This is a genomic window from Paenibacillus sp. J2TS4 (assembly GCF_018403245.1).
In the GTDB taxonomy this organism is placed as follows: Bacteria; Bacillota; Bacilli; order Paenibacillales; family NBRC-103111; genus Paenibacillus_L.
This window is the reverse complement of the sequence record NZ_BOSH01000001.1, coordinates 96,805-121,762: the sequence shown is the minus strand read 5'-3', so window position 1 is coordinate 121,762 and position 24,958 is coordinate 96,805. Positions and strand designations below refer to the sequence as shown.

The window sequence follows — 24,958 nt, the reverse complement described above, 5'->3', positions numbered from 1 at the left end:
CCATATGGCACGCGCTAAACAATTGAAATCGTTATACGAATCCGGAGTAGCTTACATTTCCAATACACCTGAAGCCTGGACGGACTATCTGACCTTTGCTTCCGGGATTTATAAATATTCCTTCGACAATGCCCTGTTGATCTATATGCAAAACCCCAATGCGACCATGCTGGCTTCCTTACCTCTTTGGAACAAATTGGGGCGTTTTGTTACCAAAGGAGAAAAAGCGATCGCTGTCTGTGATTATCGGGAGACTCGTTTAACGCTTGATTATTTATTTGACGTAACCCAAACTTACGGTAAGGCCGCGCCAAAAACATGGCGTTTGGAGCATCTGGATATGGCCGAATTGGCAGGAAGACTTTCCTCCTACGATACCGATAATCTTAGCGAATGTATTGGCATGATGGTCAGACAAAGCATGGATTCTTTGGATGATTCTATGCAGGATATGGAACTGGACATGGCTGATCATCTGTTTGGTTCGCTTCCTACCGGGGGCATTGAAGATCAAATGTTGGAGTTAATTGAAGCGAGCAGTCGTTTTTTCATTCATCAGCGCTGTGGCATACCGGAATCCATCATCTCTCCAGCCTTTGATACGATCCCTCATTGGAATACCGTGCCTCTCATGTCCCGGCTCGGCGGAATCGTCACCGAGTTATCCAAAGAAATCTTGCTGGACATCGGGAGACATGTCAAAATCTTGGAACTGGAAAGGAGTATGACACATGACCGAAATCAAGGCGAATCTGAATTATTCCGAACAGACGGACGGTCTGCTTTATCCCCAACTGCAAATCTCCAATCAAGCGGAGGCCGACCAACAGCCCCTGGGCAAATACGGGCGAATGGCGCTGAACTATTTACGCAATCATCATCCACAGAGGTTCATGAGCTTAAAAATGCAAGGGAACCTGATGAAAAAAATGCATCAGGCGGATCAGGAAGCCAACGAGAAGATGAACCAGCTCACCGAACAGCTTCTCCGACTTCGTCCGATTCCGCAGACCGAAGACATTTTGGAGCGGACACGCCACCTGAATCAGATCAAGTCCACAGCCGAGGAACTGGTACTGAACGACATCGTACTGAAACCGAGATAACCAAATCAAAGCCGAATCCTGAACCGCCTGTCAGCGGTTCTTTTTTTGCACCTAAACAGGAGACCGACAGCATCAGGCATGACGCCGAAGATATGCTGGAACACCTGCTGCGCAGCGACCGAGGCGGATTGGTGATCAAACCGCGTGTGTATCAATTTGTTACAGAGGAACCCCAACCCGTAAAAACGGCTAAACTGGCCGCATTGCTCAAGTCCCTTTACGGAATCGGCGGCGCTAGAGGAGAGTTCGGCAACGGGTTACGCGGATTCGACTACAACGGCAAAGGGATCGAGTTGTATTGGGTAGATACGGATGACGAACATCAAAGTACTTTCACTTGGAATAAAGTCGCCACCAAGATTTTAGAACTGATCCGGGATGGTCGTTATGATGAGAACTTTGCTCCCTTCCCTCCCGTTGAACCGGGGTGGACATTGTTCGATTATGCTTTGGAACTGGAACAACAGGATGCAGGCGACCAGACAACCGTAACGCTTGAAGAAGTCACGAATCAAGATGTTCCAGATCTCGAAACGGAATACGAAAATCACGCAACAGTCATTAACGTATCGAATATACCCGCTTCCCCCGTTTCCAGCAATGCTGTCAATTATCGCTTTAACCCGGAGGCTTCCCCTTACGTTTCAGGCCCAAAAAGTAAATTCAAACGGAATATAGAAGCCATTCGGCTGCTCAAACAACTGGAACAAGAAAATCGCCAGGCAAGCCCGGAAGACCAACAGATTCTGGCCGGTTATGTTGGATGGGGTGGTTTGGCCAATGCCTTTCATCCATCCGCGTCCGGTTGGGAGACCGAGTATCAGGAACTGAAACAATTGCTGGATGAAACGGAATATGCAGCAGCGCGAAACTCCACGATCACGGCTTTTTATACCGAGCCATTCCTTATTGAACACATCCATGCCGCGTTGCATCGTTTTGGCCTTACGGATGGAGCAGGCCGCAAATTGCTTGAGCCCTCCATGGGAACCGGAAATTTCTTTTCAGTTTTGCCTCTGGATTGGCAACAGGCCGAGCTTCATGGCGTGGAACTGGACAGCATCACCGGTAGAATCTCACGACAGCTATATCCTCAAGCAACTATACATCTACAGGGCTTTGAAACGGTCGATTTTCAGGACAATCATTTTGACGCTATTTTCAGCAATATTCCGTTTCACAATATTCGTGTATTTGACCGGCGCTACACCAGCAATTACCTGATCCATGATTATTTTTTCGTCAAATCTTTGGACCTGCTCAAACCTGGCGGGATCTTGGCCTTTATCGCCAGCAGAGGGACACTGGACAAACAGGATTCCTCCGTTCGGGAAGTGCTGGCGCGAAAAGCGAACCTGATCGGAGCTGTACGCCTGCCTAATACAACCTTTCAATCGCTGGCCGGAGCCGAAGTCACGACAGACATCGTCTTTCTGCAAAAACGGGAGCAGCCGCTGAAGTCGTTGAAAAAGGAAGACATGCCAGAATGGGTGTTTACCGGTTTTACCGAAGATGGCGTGCCGATCAACCGTTACTATCTCTCTCATCCTGAAATGGTGCTGGGACGAATGGTTTGGGATCACGGCATGTATGGGCCGGAGCAGACTACAGCTTGTGTGCCGCATGACAACCAGGAACTATCTCCCCTGCTGGAGCAAGCACTCAGTACGCTACAAGCCTCCTTACCCGGCGCATCGGAAAAAACATGGGAAACAAACTTGCCGGATGTGTTGGATGAGGAAGAAGTCAAACCAATCAAGGCTCCTCCTGGAACCAAAAACTTTACCTATATCATTCAAGAAGGTCAAATTTTTTACTGCGAGAATGGCTATTTGTTACCGCAGGACATCAAAGGCAAAAAAGCCGATCGCATCAAGGGATTGTGCGAAATCAAGTCGGCTCTCTTGGATGTTATTTATATCCAATCCCACGAATCCGGATACGATGAAACGGAGCTAAAGAAAGCCCAGCAGCAACTCAATCAGGTATACGACCGCTTTGTCCAGCAACACGGTTTTATCAACGATCGAGCGAATACGGCCGCTTTTACCGATGATGATCAACTGCCGCTCTTGCGCTCCATCGAAGATCAGACTTCGGATAAAACATGGGCGAAGGCTGCTATCTTTTCTCGCCCAACCATTAGAATGAACCGCCTGCCGGACCAAGCGGATAGCGCCCTGGAAGCCTTGCAAATTTGTTTAAATCAACGGTTACGAGTTGACTTGCCGTATATTGCCCACTTATGCGGCAAATCGGTCGCCGAAATACGGGAAGAACTAGGGGATCGCATCTTCCTGAATCCACAAAAATATACCGGTGACGAAGAGGAAGGATGGGAGCTGGACGAGGAATATTTGTCCGGCAATGTGAAAGATAAGTTAGCTTACGCCACGTTAAAGGCGCAAGAATTTCCTGACTTGTTCGAGCGTAATGTAGCGGCGTTATCCCGCGTTCAACCTGCCCCGCTGTTGCCGGGCGATATCGATTTTCGCATTGGCAGCCCGTGGATTCCCGTACGCTATTACCGCGATTTTATGTATGAAACCTTTGGGACGACCCAAGCGTTTCAAAGAGCCCGTACCATCGACGTGGAATATTTGGAATATACCAATACGTGGCGCGTATCCGGTAAAACGTTGGAGCGAAACTCCATCAAGGCAAACCAGACCTACGGTACCCATCGAGCGAACGCCTACGAGATTTTTGAAAGCAGTTTGAATTTGCAAAGTATTACGATTCGAGATCCGGTCACCTACTTGGACAGCAATGGCAAGGAGCAGGTCAAATACGTGGTTAACGCCAAAGAAACGATGATTGCCCGTGCCAAACAACAGCAAATGAAAGAAGCCTTTGGAGCCTGGTTGTTCCGAGACAAGGAACGGGCGGATACGTTGCTTGCTATTTACAACGATAAGTTTAACACGATCCGTCCTCGTACTTATGATGGCGATCATCTGGTGTTCCAAGGCATGAATGAGGAAATGGCGTTGCGGAAGCACCAAAAGGATGTCGCGGCCCGAATTATCTATTCCGGCACTGCCCTTATGGCTCATGAAGTCGGCGCGGGCAAAACCGCCGCTATGATTGCCGCAGGCATGTACTTGAAGCGTATCGGCGCGATCCAAAAACCGATGTACTGCGTCCCAAACCACTTAACCGAACAATGGGCCAATGAATTTCTACGTTTCTTCCCTGCTGCAAATATTTTGGTAACGACAAGAAAGGATTTTGCTCTGGCCAATCGCCAGCGCTTTGTCTCACGGATTGCGATGGGAGATTACGATGCCATCATCATCGGCCACAGCCAATTTGAGAAAATCCCCATCTCCAAGAAACGCCAGGAACAGCTCCTGCAAGATGAAATCCGCAACGTCTCCCAGATGATTGACCAGATGAAAAAAGAAAAGGGAGACAACTGGAGCATTAAGCAGATGGTCGTTTTCGAGAACAACCTGAAATCCCGTCTGGAGCGTTTAGTCAATGAAGGCAAAAAAGACGATTTGATTACCTTCGAGCAGCTTGGTGTGGATATGTTATTTGTCGACGAGGCGCATGCGTATAAAAATTGCTTCACATTCACTAAAATGCGTAACGTTGCCGGCATCGGTAAATCCAGCAGCCAACGAGCGACGGACATGCTGCTGAAATGCCAATATTTGCAGGAAATCAACAACGGCCGCGGCGTCGTTTTTGCTACTGGCACTCCGATCAGTAACAGCATGTCCGAGATGTATGTCATGCAGCGCTACCTTCAACCACATTTGCTGCAAAAATTGGGATTACACTTTTTCGACAACTGGGCCGCAACGTTCGGTGAGGTCGTCACCTCGTTGGAGATTACCCCGGAAGGCAGCGGCTACCGAATGAAATCCCGCTTTGCCAAATTTCATAACTTGCCGGAACTGATGAGCCTATTTCGTCTGGTTGCCGATATTCAGACTGCCGACATGCTGAAACTTCCTACCCCACAGTTGGAAGGCGGTAAAGCAACCATCGTTGTCAGCGAGTGCACTCCTTATCAAAAAATGATGATGAACGAATTTGTCGAGCGAGCAGAGAAAATACGGAACAACGAAGTGGATGCTACGGAAGACAATATGCTGAAGCTGACACACGAAGCAAAACTCATGTCCATTGATCCCCGACTCGTGGACGAAGAAGCCCCCTCCGATCCGGACTCTAAACTGAATCGCTGTATTTCCAACGTTTTTGACATTTGGAAGAAAACCCAGGATGACCAGCTTACTCAAGTAATTTTTTGCGACAGCGGCACTCCGAAACCGGGACAATTTAACGTGTACGATGAGGTAAAAGCCCAACTGTCTCATTTCGGTGTACCTGAACAAGAAATCGCTTTTATTCATGATGCGAAGACCGATGTGCAGCGGGAGGAACTTTTTGAAAAAGTTCGCCGCGGCGAAGTCCGGATATTGCTTGGATCGACTCAAAAAATGGGAACTGGTACCAATGTGCAAGATCGTCTCATTGCTGCTCACCACTTGGATTGCCCCTGGCGACCGGCAGACATTACGCAGCGTGATGGCCGTATCCTTCGGCAAGGCAATCGGAATGAAGTCGTCCAGATTTTCCGTTATGTCACGAAAGGGACTTTCGACTCTTACCTGTGGCAAATCCAGGAACAAAAACTTCGCTATATCTCCCAGGTCATGACAGGAAAAAGCATTTCCCGCTCCTGTGAAGATGCCGATGAAACGGTTCTTTCTGCCGCCGAGGTAAAAGCTATTGCAACCGCGAATCCATTGCTTGCGGAGAAAATGCAGATAGACAACGAGGTCATTCGCCTGAAACTGCTGCAATCCAATTGGCATAACGAACGTATGATGCTGGAGGGCAAAATCAAGCAATATCCGCAATTAATCGAAAAGATACAACATGAAATCAAGGATTTACAAGCAGACATTCACTTATCCCGCCAGTCCATGAACCAATCTTTTGTCATGGAATTGGATGGAAAAACCTTTACGGAACGCCCAAAGGCAGGCGAAATGCTTCTCCTCCTTTTCAACATGACGGAATTGCAACCTGATGAATCGGTACGAATCGGATCTTATCGCGGATTTGAACTTTTGCTTGCCCGCCAATCGATGTACAATATGCATCTGGAAATCAAAGGAGCGAAAAACTACGCCATTGATTTAGGAGAATCAGAATTGGGCAACATTTCCCGAATCGAGAATGCCATTGAAAAAATCCCTTCTTTGCTGCATGATGCTGAACAAAAGCAAAAAGATACGCACGATCAGCTAACGGCTGCTCTGAACGAAATAGACAAGCCTTTTGAATTTGAACAAAAATTGCAGGAGATGGCAGCCCGGCAATCCGAGATTAATTCGGCACTGGAGTTTGAGGAACTACAAGGGCAAGAAATCGTGATGGATGAGCACGCCGAGGAAGAGCGATCCGATCATAAAGAAGAGTCCTTTGAGTTGGAAAGAGAAGAATAGACAATCCGTCTACAACTCGAGTCTCCAACTTGCCCCGAAAACCCTTCAAATTTTCCTCGTACTCTACTTTGCCGGATTATTCGTTTGGTGCGTTTCCAATGTTCATATTCATTAAGGGCTTTATCGAGCTCTGCCGACTTTTTAACCACCTCCGGTGATCGTATACCCAATTCCTTTGCCAGCAAATTCAATTCGTTACGAAGAAATTCTATTTTTCCGAGTAGCTTATTTTCAACCAAACCAGATCCCCCTGTTTTTATATTTCTCCAGGGTTCATGCATACTGGTGTCGTTTCTCTTTTGTATATCTGATGGCTTCCCCTTTTCAGCTATACCATTTGCTTCTTTTTTGAATTTCGCGAAATCTAAAAACCACCCACCATATCCTGCCAAATTTAGTATAGCCCATTCTTTCATTAAGGACAATTTAAAATACAAAATGTCCTTAGAAGTACCTCATGCCTTTTCTAATAATCGTCTACACTTCTATATGAGAGGTGTTGATGATTCTATGGAAGCTTCTATTGTCATCCTTGTCGGTGCTAAAATCAAACTATATCGTCAGGCGAAAAATTGGACACAGGAACGTTTAGCCGAAGAGATTGGTTCCACCCCATCCTATATTGGAAGGCTGGAGCGCGGCGAGCAGAATGTAAAACTGCAAACAATTGAAAAGATCGCTAAAGCATTAGAAGTAAACATAAACCTATTTTTTGAAGACGAAGAGGAAGGTTTTTTAAGATCCAAGAAATGGGTTTGGGAGAGCATGACATTATTGTTGCAGCAAAGCGAGGCTCGGCAACATCGTTTGTATCGTATTTTAAAAGAAATCGTCGCTCATGACGAAAATAAGTAGCAAAAACCAACAAGCTTCCCTATTATGGCTTGTTGGTTTTTGTTTTATCGTCCATTATCCAGCAAACTAATCGTATGACTTGACGGGAGATTTAAGGCGCACTTTGTCTAAATGATCACTTTCCAGCCCCATAACGACTCGCCTCCTTCGTTCGGACAAGAGTTGCTCATTTAATATACAATAAAGAGCCGTCCTTTGCGAACGGCCCACCAAAATGAAATCATATTGATTTTTCTCGCAGCTGGTCTATCTTATCAGGCGAGAAACCAGTGGCAGCAGCAATGACCGAGATTTCCACTCCCAAATCAAGCATTCGTTTGGCGACTTCTTCTTTGCCTTTTTGTTCGCCCCTACGTTCTATATCATCGAGTACCTTTTCCAAGCCCATAACCGACACGTCTCCTTTCACGCTTTGAATAAACTCTTGCAAATGCGATTCATTCTCCGGAAGTTTCTGTAGGAGGATGTTAGCCATCCATGCCACAAATTTCTGCTGGCTGTCTTCCGGCAATTGTTGAATCGTATGCATCAGCTTGCCGAGTCGTTCCAACAACTGCCCCTGATTTTCCGTTTGATCGAGCAAAAAGACGGAACCAATGGTATTCGATAAAGAGAGCAATTCATCTTCCGTATAGCGGGCAACATCAATTAGTAAATATTCAAAATCCAGCAATTCTCGGCCAAACATCTCTTCATTGTCCAGCAGCTTTCGAAACTGGCGATGGGCTGTCCATCGTTGTTTCCCATTATACAATACGATCGGCACAATGGGTGGGAGCCGGAAAGATTTTCTATTGGCCTGGGCTTTTTTCTCGTCATTCAACAAGTATCGCCATATTTCCACCTGGTATAACAACAAACGATAAGGCATTTGGAAGTCCACTTTCGACTGCATTTCCAGCAGCAAATAAAACACGACTTCCTGCCCGTTCAACTGTACGCGATAAACCAAATCCGCTTCCTTGCGTTTGAAGTCTTGGAGTACGAACGAATGCGGAATTTCCTGGACACTGGTTTCGTCTATGCTTTGTACCCATCCTTTATGAACAAAAGAACGAAGCAATTCCACAAACAGTTTCTTGCTGGAAAGCAGGAAGCGATACGAAGTATCGTGACGCTGGTGTATAGTCTCCTGGCGTTCATCGGAATTCAATCGTATCCACCCCAATCTGTTCTTTCCTTTATTATATCGCTTACGCCAAAGGATAACAACGAAATGGAGGCGTTGAAAATGGGGCAAGGCTTACCCTTTACCAAAGATCAAATTGCCCAAGCCAATAGCATCGACCTAATCGAATTTGCAAAATCCAACGGCTATGTTCTTGAAAACGGCGGCCGCCGCGCGCTTCATGCAAAGCAAAGCGGCGGCCTTTACTTTTTCCGGGATAGCAACAAGTACTATCACTTCTCCACCGACACCCATGGCGGTCCTATCGACTTCGTCATGCAATTCTGGCGCATGGACTTTAAAGAAGCCGTTGCTCTTCTATTAGAAACCTCGCTGCCACAGCATATCCCTTCTTCCGCTCCCAAAGAACGAGGGCAACTCCTTTTACCGGCGAAAGCGCCCAATTATCGGCGCGTGGCTTGGTATCTCACCCATGTTCGGGGCATTGAGCCGGAAATCGTTTCCCGTCTGATGCACGAGAAAAAGCTATATCAGCAGGACAAAACCGGAAATTGTGTATTTGTCGCTTACGATACAGACGGAACACCGAAATATTGCTCCCTGCGCGGCACTAGGCCGGAACGTCCTTTTAAACTGGATCGGGAACATTCCGACAAGAGCTATCCCTTTCACATCATCGGAAAAAGGAAAAAGGTTTATGTCTGTGAAAGTCCCATTGACGCCATGAGCCATGCTACGCTTGCAAAATTGAAAGGACTGGATTGGAAAGCAGACCATCGCATTTCCCTAGGCTGTCTGTCCGACCTTGCCTTGGAACGATTTCTCCAACATCACCGTATTCATGAAATCATCTTTTGCCTAGATAACGACCATAATGCAACGTTTCGTGACGGCAGCCTTGCTCCCAATTGGGGACAAGAGGCTGCCTTAAAATTTGCCCATAAGTATAAAGGATTGGGTTATCAAACTTCCATTCAGACGCCACAGTGTAAAGACTTTAACGAAGACCTAAAAGCGATCCGTTTAGCACGATACGAAGCGACACTGATTGTAAGAGAGGAAGAGTTTGAGTATGAACGTTAAGCATTTTTATCATTGGATTAAGAGAACTGCTTGTCCGCTCAAGTGAGGTAGTGCTCGCTTTGCGAAGCAAAACAAAGTAGTCTCTACTTTTTCCATAATATAAACAAATTTGATAACCATACGATTCTAATCATACTGATCATATACAAAAGGACGAATCTAAAATAGAAATTACAATTGCTATACACCGGGGTACATCGGTCATCATACAAGGCATTGGTCCTAGTTGAGGATATGAGCATTGGTTGAGGATACCAATGTTTAATGTTACCATATATTAAAGAAAACTTCGCAAGGTGCTATATAATCATTTTCATTAGACTAAATTAACTAACCTTGCTACTGATAGCTCTCTTATCCTCGTAACAGGAGTTGAAGTCAGTGGTTAAAAAGCAAAACAAAATCCCCAAAAAAGAGATTAATTTAGCAAATACGCACGTTCCTGATAAAGTATACGCATATTCTTTACAGGTAAAACATGCTTTATATGAACTACAAAAATGTTCGGGCGATGACATGGTAAGTGTTGAGGTTCTTGAAGATGTCGCTATCCAGAAATCAGATGGAACCGTAAAAGCTATACAATTAAAAAATGTTTCATCTAAGCATAATCCAATTTCCAATCGTGCTAAAGACCTTTGGAAAACGTTATCTAACTGGTTGTTAGCCGTCAATAGTAAAGAACTCGATGTTAATAGCACAAAATTCATTCTCTTTGTTACTGCTGACAGGAGCGGATCAATAGTTGATTCGTTTAATAAAGCAACAACATTTGAAGAGTCACAAAAGGTTTGGGATGAAGCTAGAAAAGAATTTTATCATGAATCCGGGGAAGAAAAAGAAACACCTGAGGATTACGTTTTTTATATAAGACATTTTTTTAACCCAGCAAATAAACTGTTGGCAAGCAAAATTATTGGAAACTTTAGTCTAAGTACGATAAATGTAAATTACACTGCTCTTCTTTTTGAAGCATTCTGTGAGAGAGCTATGGTTGAGGAAGAACTCGGGGATGTTTTATTTAAGTATATGCTGGGATGGATAGAAAAAAAGGTATCCGAGTTGGTCGAAAACAAAAAACCAATGTGTATTGCCTACCAGGAATATAAAACTGAACTTATGGCAATTAGACGCGAGTACAATCAAAAATTAAGTCTAAAAGAATTAGCCCCGAGGCCAACTGAACAAGAAGTTCAAAATGAGATGAATGCATTGAGGAGATACTTAGAGCAACTGGACATTGTTGAGTGTGATTATACAGAAAAAATAGAAGCAATAAATGATTATCTCAGAGCTTCTACTAACCGAACTATCTGGGCAAAGCGTGGAGATATTAGTGACGGTAGCTTAACAAGTTATCAAGAAACATTGATTAAAAAATGGGATACTAAGCGAAAAATATTGTCACTTAAAAATAAAAGTCTTAATCTTTCACCCGAGGAATTGGGAAAGCTTTTGTACCTTGAGTGTAAAGATGAGCCAGTAAATATAGATCATCTTTATGTTCCCGATTTTTTTACTGCAGGATGTTATCATGCTTTATCTGATGATGTAATAATTGGTTGGCATCCACATTATAAAGATATTTTTATGCCAGGGAGCGGATTTAATGTCCAACTTAAATAGGGAAATTCAGAATGTACAAAACCCTGCCTTTGGAGCTTTTATTATATGGAACTTTGTAAGGGGATATTACAGCAATAATAGCAAACTGGTTCCTTTCCCTTTATTGTTTATTGTATTACCTATCATATTTCGTGAAGATTTTTCTGATTTGTTGGCTTCCACTAATAGGCCATCTGGCCTAAGGTACTTCGCGAACAAATTCCTTTCAACAAAAGTACTTAAAAATGATCTTGTATCGAACATTCATGCAAATGCTTTAAATATGAAGGAATTATCCCTTCAGTCCATTCGGATAGGACTCTATTCTTCCCTCATTTCTTTGGACTATGAGGAGGCCCTTGTTTTTCCATTTACAACAACTGAACGTAAGCAGGAGCCTAAGTCCATTATTAAACTTGGAAAGGCATCCGAAAAGTTGGGCTATTGGTGTTCTCAACTCACACTTCATGAAATCTCTCAAATACTGAAAGTGAGGTTTTAAAATGAATCTTCAAATAAAGAGATTAATCCTTTGGCCAAAAGATCCTCAGTTCAAGCCAAAGGAAATTGAATTTAAAACAAACTCTGTAAATATTATAACCGGAGCATCGCGTACAGGAAAATCCGCTATCATTCCAATAATTGACTATTGCTTAGCTTCGGATTCTTGTCACATACCAGTCAAAACAATAAGAAATGCTTGTAGTTGGTTTGGTATCGTCATTCAAGTCAATCAAAGACAAGTACTCCTAGCTCGACAAGAACCGGGCCTACAAAAATCAACTGATAATATGTACATAGCATCAGAAACAGTAGTTAGTACACCTGATATTCCTATTAAAAATACCACTAAGGATTCCGTTAAAAAATTTTTGGATGAGTTATCTTCATTGTCTTTTTTAGACATTGATGCCGATAATTCAAATAATTACTTAGGAAGACCTTCCTTCAGAGATTTAATGGCATTTTGTTTTCAGCCCCAAAACATCGTAGCAAATGCAAATACTTTATTTTATAAGGCTGATACTACTGATCACCGAACAAAATTAATAAACATTTTTCCGTATATTCTTGGTGCAGTAACTCCGGAAATTCTAGCAAAACGACAAGAAATTAATAATCTTTCTAAAGAATTAAAGCGTAAAGAAAAAGAATTACTAAAGCTTAAAGAAGTGTCGGATAAATGGAAGACTGAAATAAATGGTTGGCTCGCAGCAGCACAAGAATTCGGACTTATAAAACTGGATACATCAATTGATCGTTCCTTTGAGGAACAAATTGAAATTCTCTCATTAATATCCCAAAAAAGAGCATCTGATTCTAGTATTCTAAATAGCAATATTGAAGCTTCTTCACAAGAAATTGTGGCATTAAGGAAGGAAGAAAATGACCTCTCACTTAAACTCTCTTCCTTGAAAAACCGTTATACTGAAATGAATCAGCTGATGAATAGTTTAAATGATTACCGCGAATCTTTGACTATACAGGTTGAACGATTAAATATTTCCAAATGGCTGAAAAGCTTAACAGATGATAATGAAACTTGCCCTATATTCGGGAAAAATGTAGAGCATCCCAAAGAGCAAATAGAGAAATTTTATACAAATTTGATTAAGCTCGAAGATGAAACAGGGTTCACCAGCAAAATTCCTGCGGCATTTGAACGCGAATATCAAAATGTAAAAACAGAGATTAAAGTGTTGACTGAACAAATTATGGCTGTTCAAAAAAGAATAAAATTACAAAGCCAAATAAGAAATTCCGCAGCAAATGAAAAATATACTATAGAGAATATCTCCAGATTCATCGGTCAGGTTCAATACGCAAGCGAAACTTTTAAATCGTTAGGCTCAGATAGCCAATTAATTGCTGAAATTAATGCTATCAACGAACGTCTAACGAGTTTGCGGGCTGAAGTAAATGAAAGTGCAATAGTAAATAGAGTCAATGCAGCATTAAGTAAAATTGGTGCTTATGCAATAAGACTTCTACCTTTACTTGATTCAGAACGTCCAAATGATCCGATTCGTATTGATTATCAAAATCTTACTGTTATTGTCAGTGGTCAAGACGGACGTGATGATTATCTTTGGGAAATAGGTAGCGGCTCAAACTGGCTTGCTTATCACATCTCAGTAACATTAGCATTTCAGTTGTTCTTCAATCAGCAAAGTCATTCACCTGTGCCGAGCTTTATTGTCTACGATCAACCTAGCCAAGTCTATTTTCCAAAAAAATTGGCTGCTAGAAAAGATGAACAGGAAATTGACCCAAGACTTGAAAATGACGAGGACAGAATAGCTGTGAAAAAAATCTTTAGTACAATGTCTGAGGCAATAAAAATATCTCAGTCCAAATTTCAAATTATAGTCTTAGAACATGCGGACAGCAGTATTTGGGGAGATATTCATAACGTTCATGAGGTTTGTGAGTGGCGCGGCGAGAATAACAAACTTATTCCAGAAGAATGGATTGATTAATAGTCAATATTTCCAAGTATATAAAGTTTGCCGCGGATAGATATTATAAATCTATCCGCGGCAACCAAGCGGCTTACATTTAACTCGCTTATGAAACTATCACTACCACACTTTGAGATGCCCTTTACATTACACGCACTCGTTAATTTCTACGATATCTTTCATGTGAACATTCGCATTCTGTAATATTTGATATAAAGATGAAATGTTTTGATTAAACTGAGGTCGCAGTTGAACATCCCCAAAACGCAGGATTTCTCTTGAAGCACTGAAAGTAAAAAAACATTGATGCTTTGCTCTGGACAATGCGACAAAGAAAGCACACATATCAGCAGCTCTTTGTGTTTGGAAACTCCAAAATGCATCGTCTTCTAATCCTAGAAATATGACAGTGTCATATTCTAATCCCTTGCTCTTATGGATTGTCATTATAGGTACACTAGACAATCCTAAAAAATCAGAGATAGCGTCGCTCCAGTTTAAATGTTTCGAATATGCCTTCGATAATTTCCCAATTGTATCATCAAGTAATTGATTGAAGAAGAAACCACTAGTATACTTTGGATATAAACGAAAATACTTTTCCATCTCAATAAAGGAAAAAATCCCTTTAACAATTTTCTCAATCATTTGGTTACAGCTATTTTCGTCATTTTCTACCTGAAGTTCACGTCTTATCTGAAGGATATATTCATCAAGTTCCGATTCCATTTTTAATATTTTTGCATGGTCATGGTCAGGATCAAAACCTTGAATAAAAGATAAAACTTCTGAAACTCGCACCCATGCATCATGTTTTTTTTCTGTTGCAGCTAGTGTTAGAAAATCAATAATTAGCTGTACACATTCTTCTGCAAGTAAATCTTGATATTCTTTTTCAATTCGTGCCTGAATGCCTTGCTTTCCTAACTCCTCAAGTACATTTTTGGCATAGATATGTTCATGTTGTTTTACAAGTATACAAATATCTCGTGGGGTTACATTTTCTTGCCGTATCCTTTTTGCTATACTTGACGCTACAAAAACAGCTTCGTCTAAATGATTTTGAAAATTCCAAACCTCGCACACACCCTCCACATTACGATGTTTACTAGAAACTGTGGCATCTGTGGCGCTTTCATTAATAATTTTCGCCAAAATATTTTGAATTTCTATTAATCTGGGAGCGGACCTATGATTATGTGTTAACTCTATTTGACTGGCGTTAAAGTCATGTTTAAACTGTTCAAATGAATCAGAAAGTGCACCAGCCCAACCCATAATTTTCTGTTTACCATCTCCTACACTTGTCAATATTGCTGAAGAATTTAAAAAAATTGTTTTGACTAATTCATACTGTAGAAAAGTCGTATCTTGAAATTCATCCAAAAAAACATGACTATATGTGACCTGCAGCGCCTTTTTGATTAATGGATTCTGTTTAAGTAAAAAATCAGCAAGTTTTGAAATCATAGGGAATGTTAATGAACTCTGAACTTCATTTTTTTCATGAATCATCACATTCCACAGCCTAACCAAAATCCAAGAATAGATATCTACTCCGTCATCATAAATTGGAATAGAATCCTCAGCTAATCGCCTATATAAAACATTAAAGTTAATCTCGTGTTGCCAATTAGGCTGATTCGGATGGCGCTCAATAATATAACCAGTAGCTATATCTCGAATATCCCTATTAGAGGTAACGATATTATAGTTTTTTGATGGACGATAAGCATCTGGTAGGCCTAATCTAAAGCGATCTAATAATTGTTTAGAAAACGAATCAAATGTTCTTGACTCGAATCTTGCAGCTAGTTCTTTTCCACACCGTAATTCTACCCTTTTTTTCAAGTTTTCCGCAGCATCTTTCTTAAAACTAATGGCCAAAATTTTCTGCGGATTTGGACATAAATTGGTTTGTAATAAAAAGCAAGCACGTTGCGCTAACAACTCTGTTTTCCCCGCACCTGGCCCTGCCAAAATTAGAGTATTGAATTCCGATTTAACTGCTATCTCTGCTGCCGGTTCCAGCGTAATTCCTTCCGACGGATTCCAATTTTCTGGTTTAATATATGGCATAGACTTAATCTTCCTTTTGCAATATTTCTTTTACCCGCGTTACTAACTTACAAAAAAGTTCAGGTATGAACATTTTCAGATCATCGTCATCCAATTTTAAAAGAGCTTCAATGTGTGTGCTTGGCTTGCTTCGCCCAAGAAATAGAGTATTATACCAAACCATAAGTTCATGTTGAGCATCTGTATACGTTTGACCTGTTGCCTTCTCGTTCTTTAAAGCCGCAATAATACCGCCTTTTATTTTTTTGTCATATTCGTCAGGATACTTTTTACGATCAGGAATACTAGGACCTCTAGGTACAGTTTTTTTATATTCTTCAGGAAATGATTCGAGCATAAGAAAATCTAAATCCAAAGGCGAAGAATAGAAAACATTATATTTATCTTCCATTAATCTTTGAAGCCATAAATTATTCATAGATTCTATCCATTCAGGGGTCATTGGATATGTATCCATTTCTTCTATTTGTGCATCAGTAAGAATTTCTTCCCTTTGTCCGTACCAAACTCTCAGTAACTCATCACGATTACAGCCATTAAGTAATAACTGTTTAATGGCATACTTAATCCTACTCCAACCACCGCCCCCACGTTCACGATCCAAATCCAATAAAGTAATATGCGGAATATTCAATTCATTGAGTAATTTCCACATATGGTTTACATGTCTTCCTCCAAGAGGAACTATTGATATACCATAATCATCAGGGTGTATTCCGTTAGCTGCAAGTATTCTGGGAATTACAATCTCTTCGGAATCACCCTCACCCAAAATCACTAATCTCGAAAAATAGATTTCCGGATAGGCTCTTACAGCTTCCTTTATGTATGTATAAGAATCAGCAGTCTTACTTGGCAATATTATTTTCTTTACTATTGTTGTAAAGCTCGTCTGGTCAATTCTCAAGTGGGTAAGATCTTCTGGATCTAACCGCTTAATAATTGAAGCACTGTGTGAAGTTAAAACAACTTGGGCATTTGATTTAACAGAAATATTTTTCAAGTTCTCCATCACTCGTCCAAGAAGATGTGGAGATATATGATTTTCTGGCTCTTCTACCGCGAGTATAGTTAAAGAAGCATTTGATTTCCCAGTAATTTTCATTTCAGCTTCAAGTAAGGACGACACCAATGAGATATAAAATAAAGATCGAAGTCCATCACCCAACTTATCAACACTATATTCACCTAAGTCATGTGTTGGAGAAAAAGATACTTCTATTTTCTTAAGAATTGAGGTGAGTGTTGAACTGCTAAATTGTAATTTTGCATCCTGGTAACGAGCATCCTTGTGGTATTTTTTCCATTCCTCTCCAATGATACTTCTTATCTGCGAAACCCCATTAATGCCGTCGAACAACTTATTTATAGGTTCCATTCTTACTTTAATGGAATCATTAATGTCATCTGGCCAAGAAATATTATTTAAAATCCTCCATAGTATTGTGCCCGAAGCATTGCGTAGCTGTGCAGATGGTTCTCTTACAGCAGGAACATATATGACTTGTATTGTTGAACGTTGGTGAGGGGTGATTGGAACCTTATCCTCGTCTGATTCATCAATACCTTCAGCTACAGTAATAAAGTATATTTTTTGTTCAATTTCTCCTTCAGGAGTATTATCCGCTACCCATTTTGCTTCTAACCTGACACGTAAATAAGGAGCTTCAGCAGTAGCACGAACTACAAGTTGATTAATAAATGGAGGAATACTGTTTCGGCTCAACTCATCATGAGTGCTTTCCATTAATTCGGGAAAGTCAATCCGTGCCTCAATTGACAATTGAAGTTCTTTTATTGTTTCTACGTTGATTTGTTTGGGAATGTGAAAATCTGACTTTTCCAATGTACGTTCATGCGAAGTCACTCCAAACAATTTGAGTAAAGCATGTATAAGAGCAGTTTTACCTGCGGAGTTTTCTCCGACAAAACCCGAAAGCTTATTTAAAGTAATTGTTGTTCCCTCGTCGCCAAAACTTCTAAAATTTTTTAAATGCAACTTTGTAATTTGCACAACAACCCCTCCTCGTAAATAACTAGTTTGGACGAGATTAAATAATCATCTGAGTAAGCCCTTAATTAACGCTTACTTAATGAATAATTTCTAAGCTATTGACTGATTTCGACATTTTCCTAGTAATCCCTTTTTAGAGCGAACCCTGAAAAGGAGAATTGTATGAAAAATCCACCTGTTTCAAACTCACAAATCTACTTAGCCAATAATATCAACCTAATCGAATTTGCCAAATCTCAAGGCTACATTCTCGAAAATGGCGGCCGCCGCGCGCTTCACGCGAAGCAAAGTGGCGGTCTTTACTTTTTCCGATCTCGGGACTGGATGTGTTTAGCCAGCTCGCCCATTTGCGAAACGTAAAGGTACAGGCGGAAGGCCCATATCGCTTGGAGAAGCATACGCGGCATGCGAACATTGATTTGGTCGTGCTTTGGGACACTATTACCACCAGTCTGCCTGAGCTCCAAAAACAAATCGAAGAGATTCTGATCCGGCAATCTCAGGAAACGGATATTTTATCACCGTTTGAAGACGAAGAAGAATACGAGCGATAAATGAATAAGCTTAGCAGCAGAACCAGCCACATTCCAAATGAGGGGTGTGGCTTTTATCTGTTCCACTCTGGCTAAGGAGCGATGAAACCATGCCCCCTTTTTCCCTTTTTTCTCATTGGATCGAAGTTCTGCCTTCCCCCAACCAGAGGGGACCGCCCTCTGGTTGGGGGTTAAAGGCAGGAATAGCAAAATGTCATTTTGCGAAAAAACAGCGTGAAAGCAGAGCTTTCACCGACATTTTTATGGGGTTTCCTCCGACAATCGAATGTCGCTTGCAAATAGCTCCCAAGAGTGAGGTGATTCCCTTGGTACGCGCAGATAAAACGGTGCAGATCACCGTCAAGCTGCCCAAGAAACAATACGAAGCATTAAAGAAATACGCCGCTTCCAAGCATTTAAGCATGGCGGATATCGTAAGGGCCTTTATCCAAAAAGGCATGTCTGTGGAGGCTTATACCGAGGAGATCGATTTCATCACTGCCATCATCCGCCAGGAGATCAAAATTGCCATTGACGGATTAAGCAACCGGCTAGCCGGACTCGCCAGCAAGGACTTAATCATGTCGGCTGCCTCCTACTACTCCACCATCGCGATTATCGCCGATCTGATTGATACGAATCGGTACACGACCTTTCGGGAGATCGAGAAGAAAGCGCGGCGGCTTGCGGTGGACTATGTCAAAATGAAGCTCACCGATGCTGAAAAACTGTTTTTGTCGGGGAATGCGTTGGATCAGAGCATTGAGCATCTACGCGGGGGTGACTCCGATGTCGATCCTGATCTATAAACAGCGCTTCTTCCATCCCAACCACCCGAAAACGGCGAAAAGCAACTACTGCCATATAGGATATATTGCCACCCGTCCTGGTGCGGTGAAGAATGAAGGCATGAATCATGGGTTGTTCGGGAAGCTGCGCCCCGGAGACTTGCAGGAGTTTTCCTCTTGGCAAGAAGTGGCCCGACTGGCCCGCGACTTATCCCGACAAAAAAAGAACATGTATCGTAGCGTCATTTCATTCAAACGAGATACGGCGCTGGAACTGGGCCTAACCAATCAGAAGGCTTGGCAACAGTATATTGAACAACATATCTCCACCATCGCCGCCCAAAATCACATTAAAGGAAAGAACCTCTGTTGGGCCGCCGCTGTCCATAATGAGAAGGAGCATCCGCATCTTCATGTCGTCTTTTGGGATCGACAACAGGACATCCTGAAAAACTATACCCACCCCGAGATTCCCAATCGCATACGCAGGCAATTGATCAAAGACACCTTTGCTTACAAGATCAAACAATTTTGCGCTTTGCGGGATCAGTTTAAATCCGGTATTACGGAAATCACCGACCGCATGGTAAGTGAATTCGAGTTGTATATCAAGAATCTGAACCCGAAATCGTTCAAGGTTTTCTACAAGCGCTTTATGAACGAGGATGAAGATTCCCTACACCGTCTGCCGAAACACCATCTTTTTCAGCAAAGCCATGCCGCTGCGCTAGCCGAAAAACTGGTTCAACTCCGCGCAAACATGCCGAAAACCGGAAGACTCGCTTATCAACTCCTCCCCCCTGCTGTGAAATCCATGTTGGATGAACTTGTACAGGAATTGATGAAAACCAATCCCTATCTGGCACAAATGGTTGAGGATTATGTCCAAGTCAAAGTCCAAATCGCGATGCTGTATGACACCGATCCGGAACGTATCGCTAACTACCGTGAGAAGTATCTGACCGAGGCGAAAAAGCGAATCGCGAACCGTATTTTGGGAACGGTCCGTACGCTGATCAAAATGGAACGGGAAGTATCCATGGAACAAAACCATAGGATACGGCGACAGTACCTGGCCGAGCAGCTTCTGGTTGGCATCCTTGATATGCTGGAGAGTCTGATCATGAACGGCAATATAGACTACGATGACAAAGCAAAAGCCATGGGCACGGAGTTATCCAAACAAGCCAAAAAGGAATGGTTTTTAAAGCACCGAGACAAGGGGGTGGAAAGATAACATCCATGATGACCTCTACTCCACATTGTGGATAACCTTCTTGTGGATAATTGTGCCGTTTGTTTATCAATAGTTTTTCCTCTTCATTCAAGAAAGGAGCGATCTCATGCTATTTACCGAAGGCAAACATCAAAAATATGAACGAATGATGCGGCAAACTCCGCGAAATCATCCTCGTTCAAGGAAAGAAAAAAAGAAAACGGACACAGCAAAACGTACAACTCAACAAACCACCCCGATCCATCCCAAGGAGCGTTGTTCTTATGGAAATCAATGAACGCATGAAAGAAGTATTACAAGTCCAGCTTTCTCATTTGGGCCTGGAATTGAAACCGGAGAATCGCTTTCCCCTGACTGTGCTCCATGATCATCGCCCGGTTGCATACATCCAAGAGGACGGTGCAGTCCATTACCCTGTTGATCGAGACACCACGCCTGCCCGCCGAATTCACGGTGTCATCGCAAAAGTTTGGGAGATGGAGCAGGCTTACCGTCAGGCTCCACATCTGGAACTATCCGGCGTGAACAGTTACAAAAAAATTCTTCAATACAACCAACATCTATTGGCTGCCCGGTACGACGGAAACGGCCATTTTCGTTTTGTGACCTGGCAAGTCAATTTCGATCAAACGGGTGTAACGCTGGGCCACTATTTTTATCGGAATGAATACGAGCAGGCGAAAGAAGATTTTATCCAACGCAGCGGACTGGTGGACGAACGAAAATTATTCAGCAAGGAACAGCTTTCCCTTCTCTATTCCGCGTTGCTCTATTCCAGGTTCCATGATGTCAGTCTGGACTACCCGGAAAAGCAAGAAATTGACCGATTAATACGACAAATTGAGACGATCACCCCAGTTTCCCAAGCGGTTCAGCAACCTGAACGTGACCCCGAATTGGATAACGAACGATAAAACAGTTCCGTTTGTCGAAAGGAGATGGCAATTTGAAAAGCAAAACGGAGTTTTACAAGAAGTTTTTTGAAGCCTTGACCAAACAAGGCTTTGAAGTAAAACGCTCCACCTCTGCCGATTATTTGGCCGATTTGTATTATAAAGACCAGCTTGTTGCCTTCTACACCCGGATGGACACGATCGAGAAAAACCCATTCGTCACCGTACCGGACCGGCTCATGGACGCGATTCACGATTTGGCCAGACAAACGGCGTTGCAAGCTGGTATCTGCGTGGAAAAACCTTATACGGACAAAGACCCAAAAATCGCTAATGGTGTGTATAAGTTAAGCGAATACAACGATGTGATCTTGGCTTGCAAGCATCATCCCATGTTTGAGTATGTGTTTTCCACGTATCGCCTTTCCCCGGAAAACGGAACGCCAGTGCAGCGGCAGTATTTTTACAATAAAGAAGAAGCGTTGGAAAACTTCGCAGTACGGAGTGGACTCATCGACGAAAAAAAGCTGTTTAGCGAAGAAGAACTGGTCCTGATCCATTCCGAACTGATCAAATTCATGATTACACCCAACGATAAAACGGTCGAACAGTTCGAACGAGCCGGAATCATCATCGAAAGGATTGAGGAACTTCTGCCGGCATTAAAGGATCGGGAAATTCATCTGGAGTTCGAACTGGAGTTTCAACATGAGGATGAACTACTGGCCGAAGAGATGGAAATCGGAGATTAGTCCTCGTGTTCCTAACCATTTTGCTAAAGCAGTATTTACGAGGAGGGATTTGCCTTGGCAAGCGCAAGACCGGAAAGCTCCCTCTGGGGGAACATCATAACCTGCACTGAAATCGCCCTTCATGTTTATGAAATCGTGGCCGAGTATAAAAGTGGAATCGTCATTCCTACTGAACAAGCAGAAGAGTTGCTTAGTCCGAAAGCCATTGCGCTCGGCAACGAAAAAGATGGGTATTTGCATTACGAGGATGAAAAGAGCATGATTCCGGCCTACGAATTGCTGCAAAAAGACCTCATCACAGACCCTGATATTAAAGAGCAGTACGGAACGCCGGAACAATTAGAAAAGGAAGGCCCCTTTTTTGTACCCGAATATTTCGGAACACTGGAAGAACCGCAGACTTCGCCTTGGGGCGATATTGCCAAGGCAACAACGATCCACCATGGGATCGGCTTGATTGAAAGCGAAGGCAAAGCCGCGTTAGCCGTCCATCAAACCATTGGCGATCTTTTCCTATCTGACATGGCACGGCAGCACGCTGTCACCGATGGAGGCTATTTGTTTTATACCCTAGATGCGAACTGTGCCATCCCCATCTATGAATTGTCCTCTTCGCATCCGCAAGTGCTGGAATTGATTATCGACGAGGACAGTCTGGTGCATACGCTATGCGAGGATTTCCCCGATTACGTCGATTTTCATAACCGTCATGTCGACGAGTGGGGATGGATTCAAGACTTTCCTGCCCCCAAAGGGTTATTTTTACAAGCTCAGGTAGACCAGGAAATCGGTCATCCGCATCGTACCAGCGAACAAGTTGCCGAATCTTCCTTATCGTATGGAAGTGAACCGGAGACCAACGACTTTTTTGAGCCAAACGGAGAGTATGAGTTGTGAAAACCAAGTTCAAGGTGATCATCTGTTTGTTCCTCTTCGTTGTTGGAGCGTTCTTCAATCTGTTCTTTACCACCGCCTTGCACGGCATCTTATCCGGAAAATCCCATACGCTTGCCTTCACTCCTTTTGCGAGATGTATCGCAAGTCTCATTGCCAGCAAACAACATTTGCTGCTTTTTTTATGCTTGCAAGGATTGGTCGGAGTCGTGTCCACGATGTTCTTTTTTACGAATCATCGCCCTTACCAAAGTGAACTGGCCCACATCACGCCGCAAATCGAAACGCCGGTTCCAGTTGGTCAGCATCAGCACGGCTCTTCCAGATGGTTGACGGAACAGGAGAAGCAGTCAGCTTTTGATACGCTCGTACTGGATCTCAAGCATCCGCTGCTCCGGGAACTCATCGCGACCGGCTACGATCATCTGGAATTTTACCAACGCGGGGAGGAGGAGCATTCTCATGAAGTATCCGGAGAACATTTCAAAGAATGAAGACGGGGCCGCTGCAAAGGAACAGCCTCTGCCCTTCTCGCAAGGCGGAATCGTGGTAGGCATGAACAAACTGCGCGGGAAAGAACGCATCTATTGCATCCAAGACGATGTGCACACGCTTTGCCTGGGCGCAACCCGCAGTGGAAAATCGAGAACGGTCGTGCTGCAATCCATCTGTACGCTTGGCCTTGCCGGGGAATCGCTGGTCATTTCTGATCCCAAAGCCGAATTGTACCACTATACCCACGAATTTTTGCAAAAGTTGAATTATGACGTGTATGCACTGGATTTCCGTACGCCTGAAAAAAGCCATCATTACAATCTGCTCCAACCGATCATTGATGCCGCCCTTCGCGGTGACCAGGAACAGGCGGAAATGCTGGCTTGGGATATGACCAACGTTCTTGTCGGCAAATCACAGGGAGAAAAAATCTGGACAAACGGGGAAATGTCCGTCATCGCCGCCACGATTTTAAGTGTGGTGTGGGACAATGCCAAACGGCCGGAATACCAGAACTTGACCAACGTTTACTGGTTTTTGGCCGAGATGAACCGTCAAATCGGAAATAAAACGCCAATGCAGGACTATATGAAGCGTCTCCCGCCCACCCATCCTGCTAGAGCCCTGCTCAGTATTTCCGACATCGCGCCTTCGCGCACCAAGGGAAGCTTCTATACTTCAGCTCTGACGACACTGCGTCTTTTCACGTCCAAATCCATCTATGCCATTACTCACAAAAGCGACTTTTCGTTAACCGAATTGGGGGAGAAGAAACAGGCGCTGTTTATCATTTTACCGGACGAAAAGACGACCTTCTACCCTGTTGCTTCCCTCATGGTATCGCAGTTGTATGAGTTACTAACAGCAGAGGCAGATAAACGCGGCGGCAGACTGAAACGGCGCGTAAACTTCATCCTGGATGAATTCGGCAACTTTACACCGATTGCCGATTTCACGAACAAACTGACGGTAGGCGGCGGGCGCGGCATGCGGTTCAATTTGTTCTTGCAAAGCTTTGAGCAACTCAAGGAAAAGTATGATGCTCACGCCGCCAGCACAATCAAATCAAATTGTCAAACCTGGATTTATTTGCAGGCGGATGACCTGGAGACGCTGCGGGAAGTCAGCGAAAAACTGGGCACGTACACCACTTCCAGTTACCAGCTCTCTGCTTCTAACAGCAAATATTCTACGCCAAGCACATCTCACAGCATGAACCTGATGGAACGCAAGCTTTTGACCGTAGACGAGGTGCGCCGCGTCGCCCGGCCGTATCAAATTGTCATTTCTCGAAGCCACCCCGCGATGATGTTTTCGCCCGATTTAAGCGAATGGGCTTTTAACGCCATGCTGGGGTTGGGCGATAAAGAGCATAATCGTCAAGTTCGGGAAGAACGGGAACGAAAGCGGCCAGTTCGGACCGATACGCGAAAGGAGGTGAAACTGTGGAATATCTGGATTTATTATCAGAAAGACATCGCCAGACAACTGGAAGAGAAAAGACTCCAGGAGGCAGCAGGGGGTAACGTTTTTTTCGGACCCAATTCGGACATAGAATAGGAGGT

The 24,958-nt window shown here is 43.3% G+C and carries 19 protein-coding genes; 15 read left to right on the top strand and 4 right to left on the bottom strand.

What is annotated here, in order from left to right:
* Nucleotides 1-4: 4 nt before the first annotated feature.
* Nucleotides 5-6,574, top strand: coding sequence for an SNF2-related protein (locus tag KJS69_RS30080; RefSeq protein WP_024982834.1), 6,570 nt, complete (start codon nt 5-7; stop codon nt 6,572-6,574).
* Here the strand turns inward: KJS69_RS30080 and KJS69_RS00455 are convergent.
* Nucleotides 6,535-6,990: an aspartyl-phosphate phosphatase Spo0E family protein gene (locus tag KJS69_RS00455; protein WP_249730282.1), complete on the bottom strand. Its 456-nt coding sequence runs from the start codon at nt 6,988-6,990 to the stop codon at nt 6,535-6,537. The genes KJS69_RS30080 and KJS69_RS00455 overlap by 40 nt on opposite strands.
* Before the next feature lie 94 nt (nt 6,991-7,084).
* Between KJS69_RS00455 and KJS69_RS00450 the strand changes: the two genes are divergently transcribed.
* Nucleotides 7,085-7,429 carry a helix-turn-helix domain-containing protein gene (locus KJS69_RS00450; protein WP_024982832.1) on the top strand — a complete coding sequence of 115 codons (345 nt, stop codon included), beginning with the start codon at nt 7,085-7,087 and terminating at the stop codon, nt 7,427-7,429.
* A 220-nt stretch (nt 7,430-7,649) separates the two neighbouring features.
* On the opposite strand, the gene KJS69_RS00445 is transcribed toward KJS69_RS00450, so the two are convergent.
* A complete protein-coding gene (locus tag KJS69_RS00445) occupies nt 7,650-8,582 on the bottom strand; it encodes an Rpn family recombination-promoting nuclease/putative transposase (RefSeq protein ID WP_024982831.1) in 933 nt (310 codons plus the stop codon).
* 63 nt (nt 8,583-8,645) lie between these two features.
* On the opposite strand from KJS69_RS00445, the gene KJS69_RS00440 reads away from it, so the two are divergent.
* The 4 genes from KJS69_RS00440 (at nt 8,646) to KJS69_RS00425 (ending at nt 13,726) form a co-directional block, all read left to right on the top strand.
* Nucleotides 8,646-9,641 (top strand): DUF3991 and TOPRIM domain-containing protein, encoded by a 996-nt coding sequence (locus tag KJS69_RS00440; RefSeq protein WP_213581091.1) that lies wholly within the window; start codon nt 8,646-8,648, stop codon nt 9,639-9,641.
* A gap of 381 nt (nt 9,642-10,022) precedes the next feature.
* Nucleotides 10,023-11,267 (top strand): ABC-three component system protein, encoded by a 1,245-nt coding sequence (locus KJS69_RS00435; protein WP_213581090.1) that lies wholly within the window; start codon nt 10,023-10,025, stop codon nt 11,265-11,267.
* Nucleotides 11,251-11,748, top strand: a complete 498-nt coding sequence (locus KJS69_RS00430) for a three component ABC system middle component (protein ID WP_024982828.1) — start codon at nt 11,251-11,253, stop codon at nt 11,746-11,748. Before KJS69_RS00435 ends, KJS69_RS00430 begins: the two co-directional genes overlap by 17 nt.
* A gap of 1 nt (nt 11,749) precedes the next feature.
* Nucleotides 11,750-13,726, top strand: coding sequence for a DUF3732 domain-containing protein (locus KJS69_RS00425; protein ID WP_024982827.1), 1,977 nt, complete (start codon nt 11,750-11,752; stop codon nt 13,724-13,726).
* A 129-nt stretch (nt 13,727-13,855) separates the two neighbouring features.
* Here KJS69_RS00425 and KJS69_RS00420 read toward each other — a convergent pair whose 3' ends face one another.
* On the bottom strand, nt 13,856-15,787 hold the full coding sequence (locus tag KJS69_RS00420) for a UvrD-helicase domain-containing protein (protein WP_024982826.1): 1,932 nt from the start codon (nt 15,785-15,787) through the stop codon (nt 13,856-13,858).
* A gap of 4 nt (nt 15,788-15,791) precedes the next feature.
* The gene (locus KJS69_RS00415) at nt 15,792-17,801 is read right to left on the bottom strand and encodes an ATP-dependent nuclease (protein WP_024982825.1); all 2,010 of its coding nucleotides are present in this window, start codon (nt 17,799-17,801) and stop codon (nt 15,792-15,794) included.
* Between the two features lie 162 nt (nt 17,802-17,963).
* On the opposite strand from KJS69_RS00415, the gene KJS69_RS00410 reads away from it, so the two are divergent.
* The 9 genes from KJS69_RS00410 to KJS69_RS00370 all read left to right on the top strand — a co-directional run bounded on the left by KJS69_RS00410 (nt 17,964) and on the right by KJS69_RS00370 (nt 24,953).
* A complete protein-coding gene (locus KJS69_RS00410; RefSeq protein WP_024982824.1) occupies nt 17,964-18,161 on the top strand; it encodes a hypothetical protein in 198 nt (65 codons plus the stop codon).
* Nucleotides 18,162-18,187: 26 nt separating this feature from the next.
* Nucleotides 18,188-18,355 (top strand): ribonuclease HepT family protein, encoded by a 168-nt coding sequence (locus KJS69_RS00405; protein ID WP_213581089.1) that lies wholly within the window; start codon nt 18,188-18,190, stop codon nt 18,353-18,355.
* A gap of 305 nt (nt 18,356-18,660) precedes the next feature.
* The gene (locus KJS69_RS00400; protein WP_213581088.1) at nt 18,661-19,143 is read left to right on the top strand and encodes a hypothetical protein; all 483 of its coding nucleotides are present in this window, start codon (nt 18,661-18,663) and stop codon (nt 19,141-19,143) included.
* Nucleotides 19,124-20,359 carry a MobP3 family relaxase gene (gene mobP3, locus KJS69_RS00395; RefSeq protein WP_213581087.1) on the top strand — a complete coding sequence of 412 codons (1,236 nt, stop codon included), beginning with the start codon at nt 19,124-19,126 and terminating at the stop codon, nt 20,357-20,359. The genes KJS69_RS00400 and mobP3 overlap by 20 nt, the downstream gene beginning before the upstream one ends.
* A gap of 263 nt (nt 20,360-20,622) precedes the next feature.
* On the top strand, nt 20,623-21,273 hold the full coding sequence (locus tag KJS69_RS00390) for a hypothetical protein (RefSeq protein ID WP_213581086.1): 651 nt from the start codon (nt 20,623-20,625) through the stop codon (nt 21,271-21,273).
* A 32-nt stretch (nt 21,274-21,305) separates the two neighbouring features.
* Nucleotides 21,306-22,004: a hypothetical protein gene (locus KJS69_RS00385; RefSeq protein WP_213581085.1), complete on the top strand. Its 699-nt coding sequence runs from the start codon at nt 21,306-21,308 to the stop codon at nt 22,002-22,004.
* A 54-nt stretch (nt 22,005-22,058) separates the two neighbouring features.
* Nucleotides 22,059-22,901 carry a hypothetical protein gene (locus KJS69_RS00380; protein ID WP_213581084.1) on the top strand — a complete coding sequence of 281 codons (843 nt, stop codon included), beginning with the start codon at nt 22,059-22,061 and terminating at the stop codon, nt 22,899-22,901.
* On the top strand, nt 22,898-23,392 hold the full coding sequence (locus tag KJS69_RS00375) for a hypothetical protein (RefSeq protein WP_213581083.1): 495 nt from the start codon (nt 22,898-22,900) through the stop codon (nt 23,390-23,392). Before KJS69_RS00380 ends, KJS69_RS00375 begins: the two co-directional genes overlap by 4 nt.
* Complete coding sequence (locus KJS69_RS00370; RefSeq protein WP_213581082.1) at nt 23,361-24,953, top strand: VirD4-like conjugal transfer protein, CD1115 family; 1,593 nt, start codon at nt 23,361-23,363, stop codon at nt 24,951-24,953. Before KJS69_RS00375 ends, KJS69_RS00370 begins: the two co-directional genes overlap by 32 nt.
* Nucleotides 24,954-24,958: the final 5 nt, after the last annotated feature.

Excerpts from the sequence above, each read along its gene's own strand:
- KJS69_RS30080 (WP_024982834.1), top strand. The coding sequence starts at position 5 with ATGGCACGCGCTAAACAATTGAAATCGTTATACGAATCCGGAGTAGCT.
- KJS69_RS00455 (WP_249730282.1), bottom strand. The coding sequence starts at position 6,990 with ATGAAAGAATGGGCTATACTAAATTTGGCAGGATATGGTGGGTGGTTT.
- KJS69_RS00450 (WP_024982832.1), top strand. The coding sequence starts at position 7,085 with ATGGAAGCTTCTATTGTCATCCTTGTCGGTGCTAAAATCAAACTATAT.
- KJS69_RS00440 (WP_213581091.1), top strand. The coding sequence starts at position 8,646 with ATGGAGGCGTTGAAAATGGGGCAAGGCTTACCCTTTACCAAAGATCAA.
- KJS69_RS00430 (WP_024982828.1), top strand. The coding sequence starts at position 11,251 with ATGTCCAACTTAAATAGGGAAATTCAGAATGTACAAAACCCTGCCTTT.
- KJS69_RS00425 (WP_024982827.1), top strand. The coding sequence starts at position 11,750 with ATGAATCTTCAAATAAAGAGATTAATCCTTTGGCCAAAAGATCCTCAG.
- KJS69_RS00420 (WP_024982826.1), bottom strand. The coding sequence starts at position 15,787 with ATGCCATATATTAAACCAGAAAATTGGAATCCGTCGGAAGGAATTACG.
- KJS69_RS00410 (WP_024982824.1), top strand. The coding sequence starts at position 17,964 with ATGAAAAATCCACCTGTTTCAAACTCACAAATCTACTTAGCCAATAAT.
- mobP3 (WP_213581087.1), top strand. The coding sequence starts at position 19,124 with ATGTCGATCCTGATCTATAAACAGCGCTTCTTCCATCCCAACCACCCG.
- KJS69_RS00390 (WP_213581086.1), top strand. The coding sequence starts at position 20,623 with ATGGAAATCAATGAACGCATGAAAGAAGTATTACAAGTCCAGCTTTCT.
- KJS69_RS00370 (WP_213581082.1), top strand. The coding sequence starts at position 23,361 with ATGAAGTATCCGGAGAACATTTCAAAGAATGAAGACGGGGCCGCTGCA.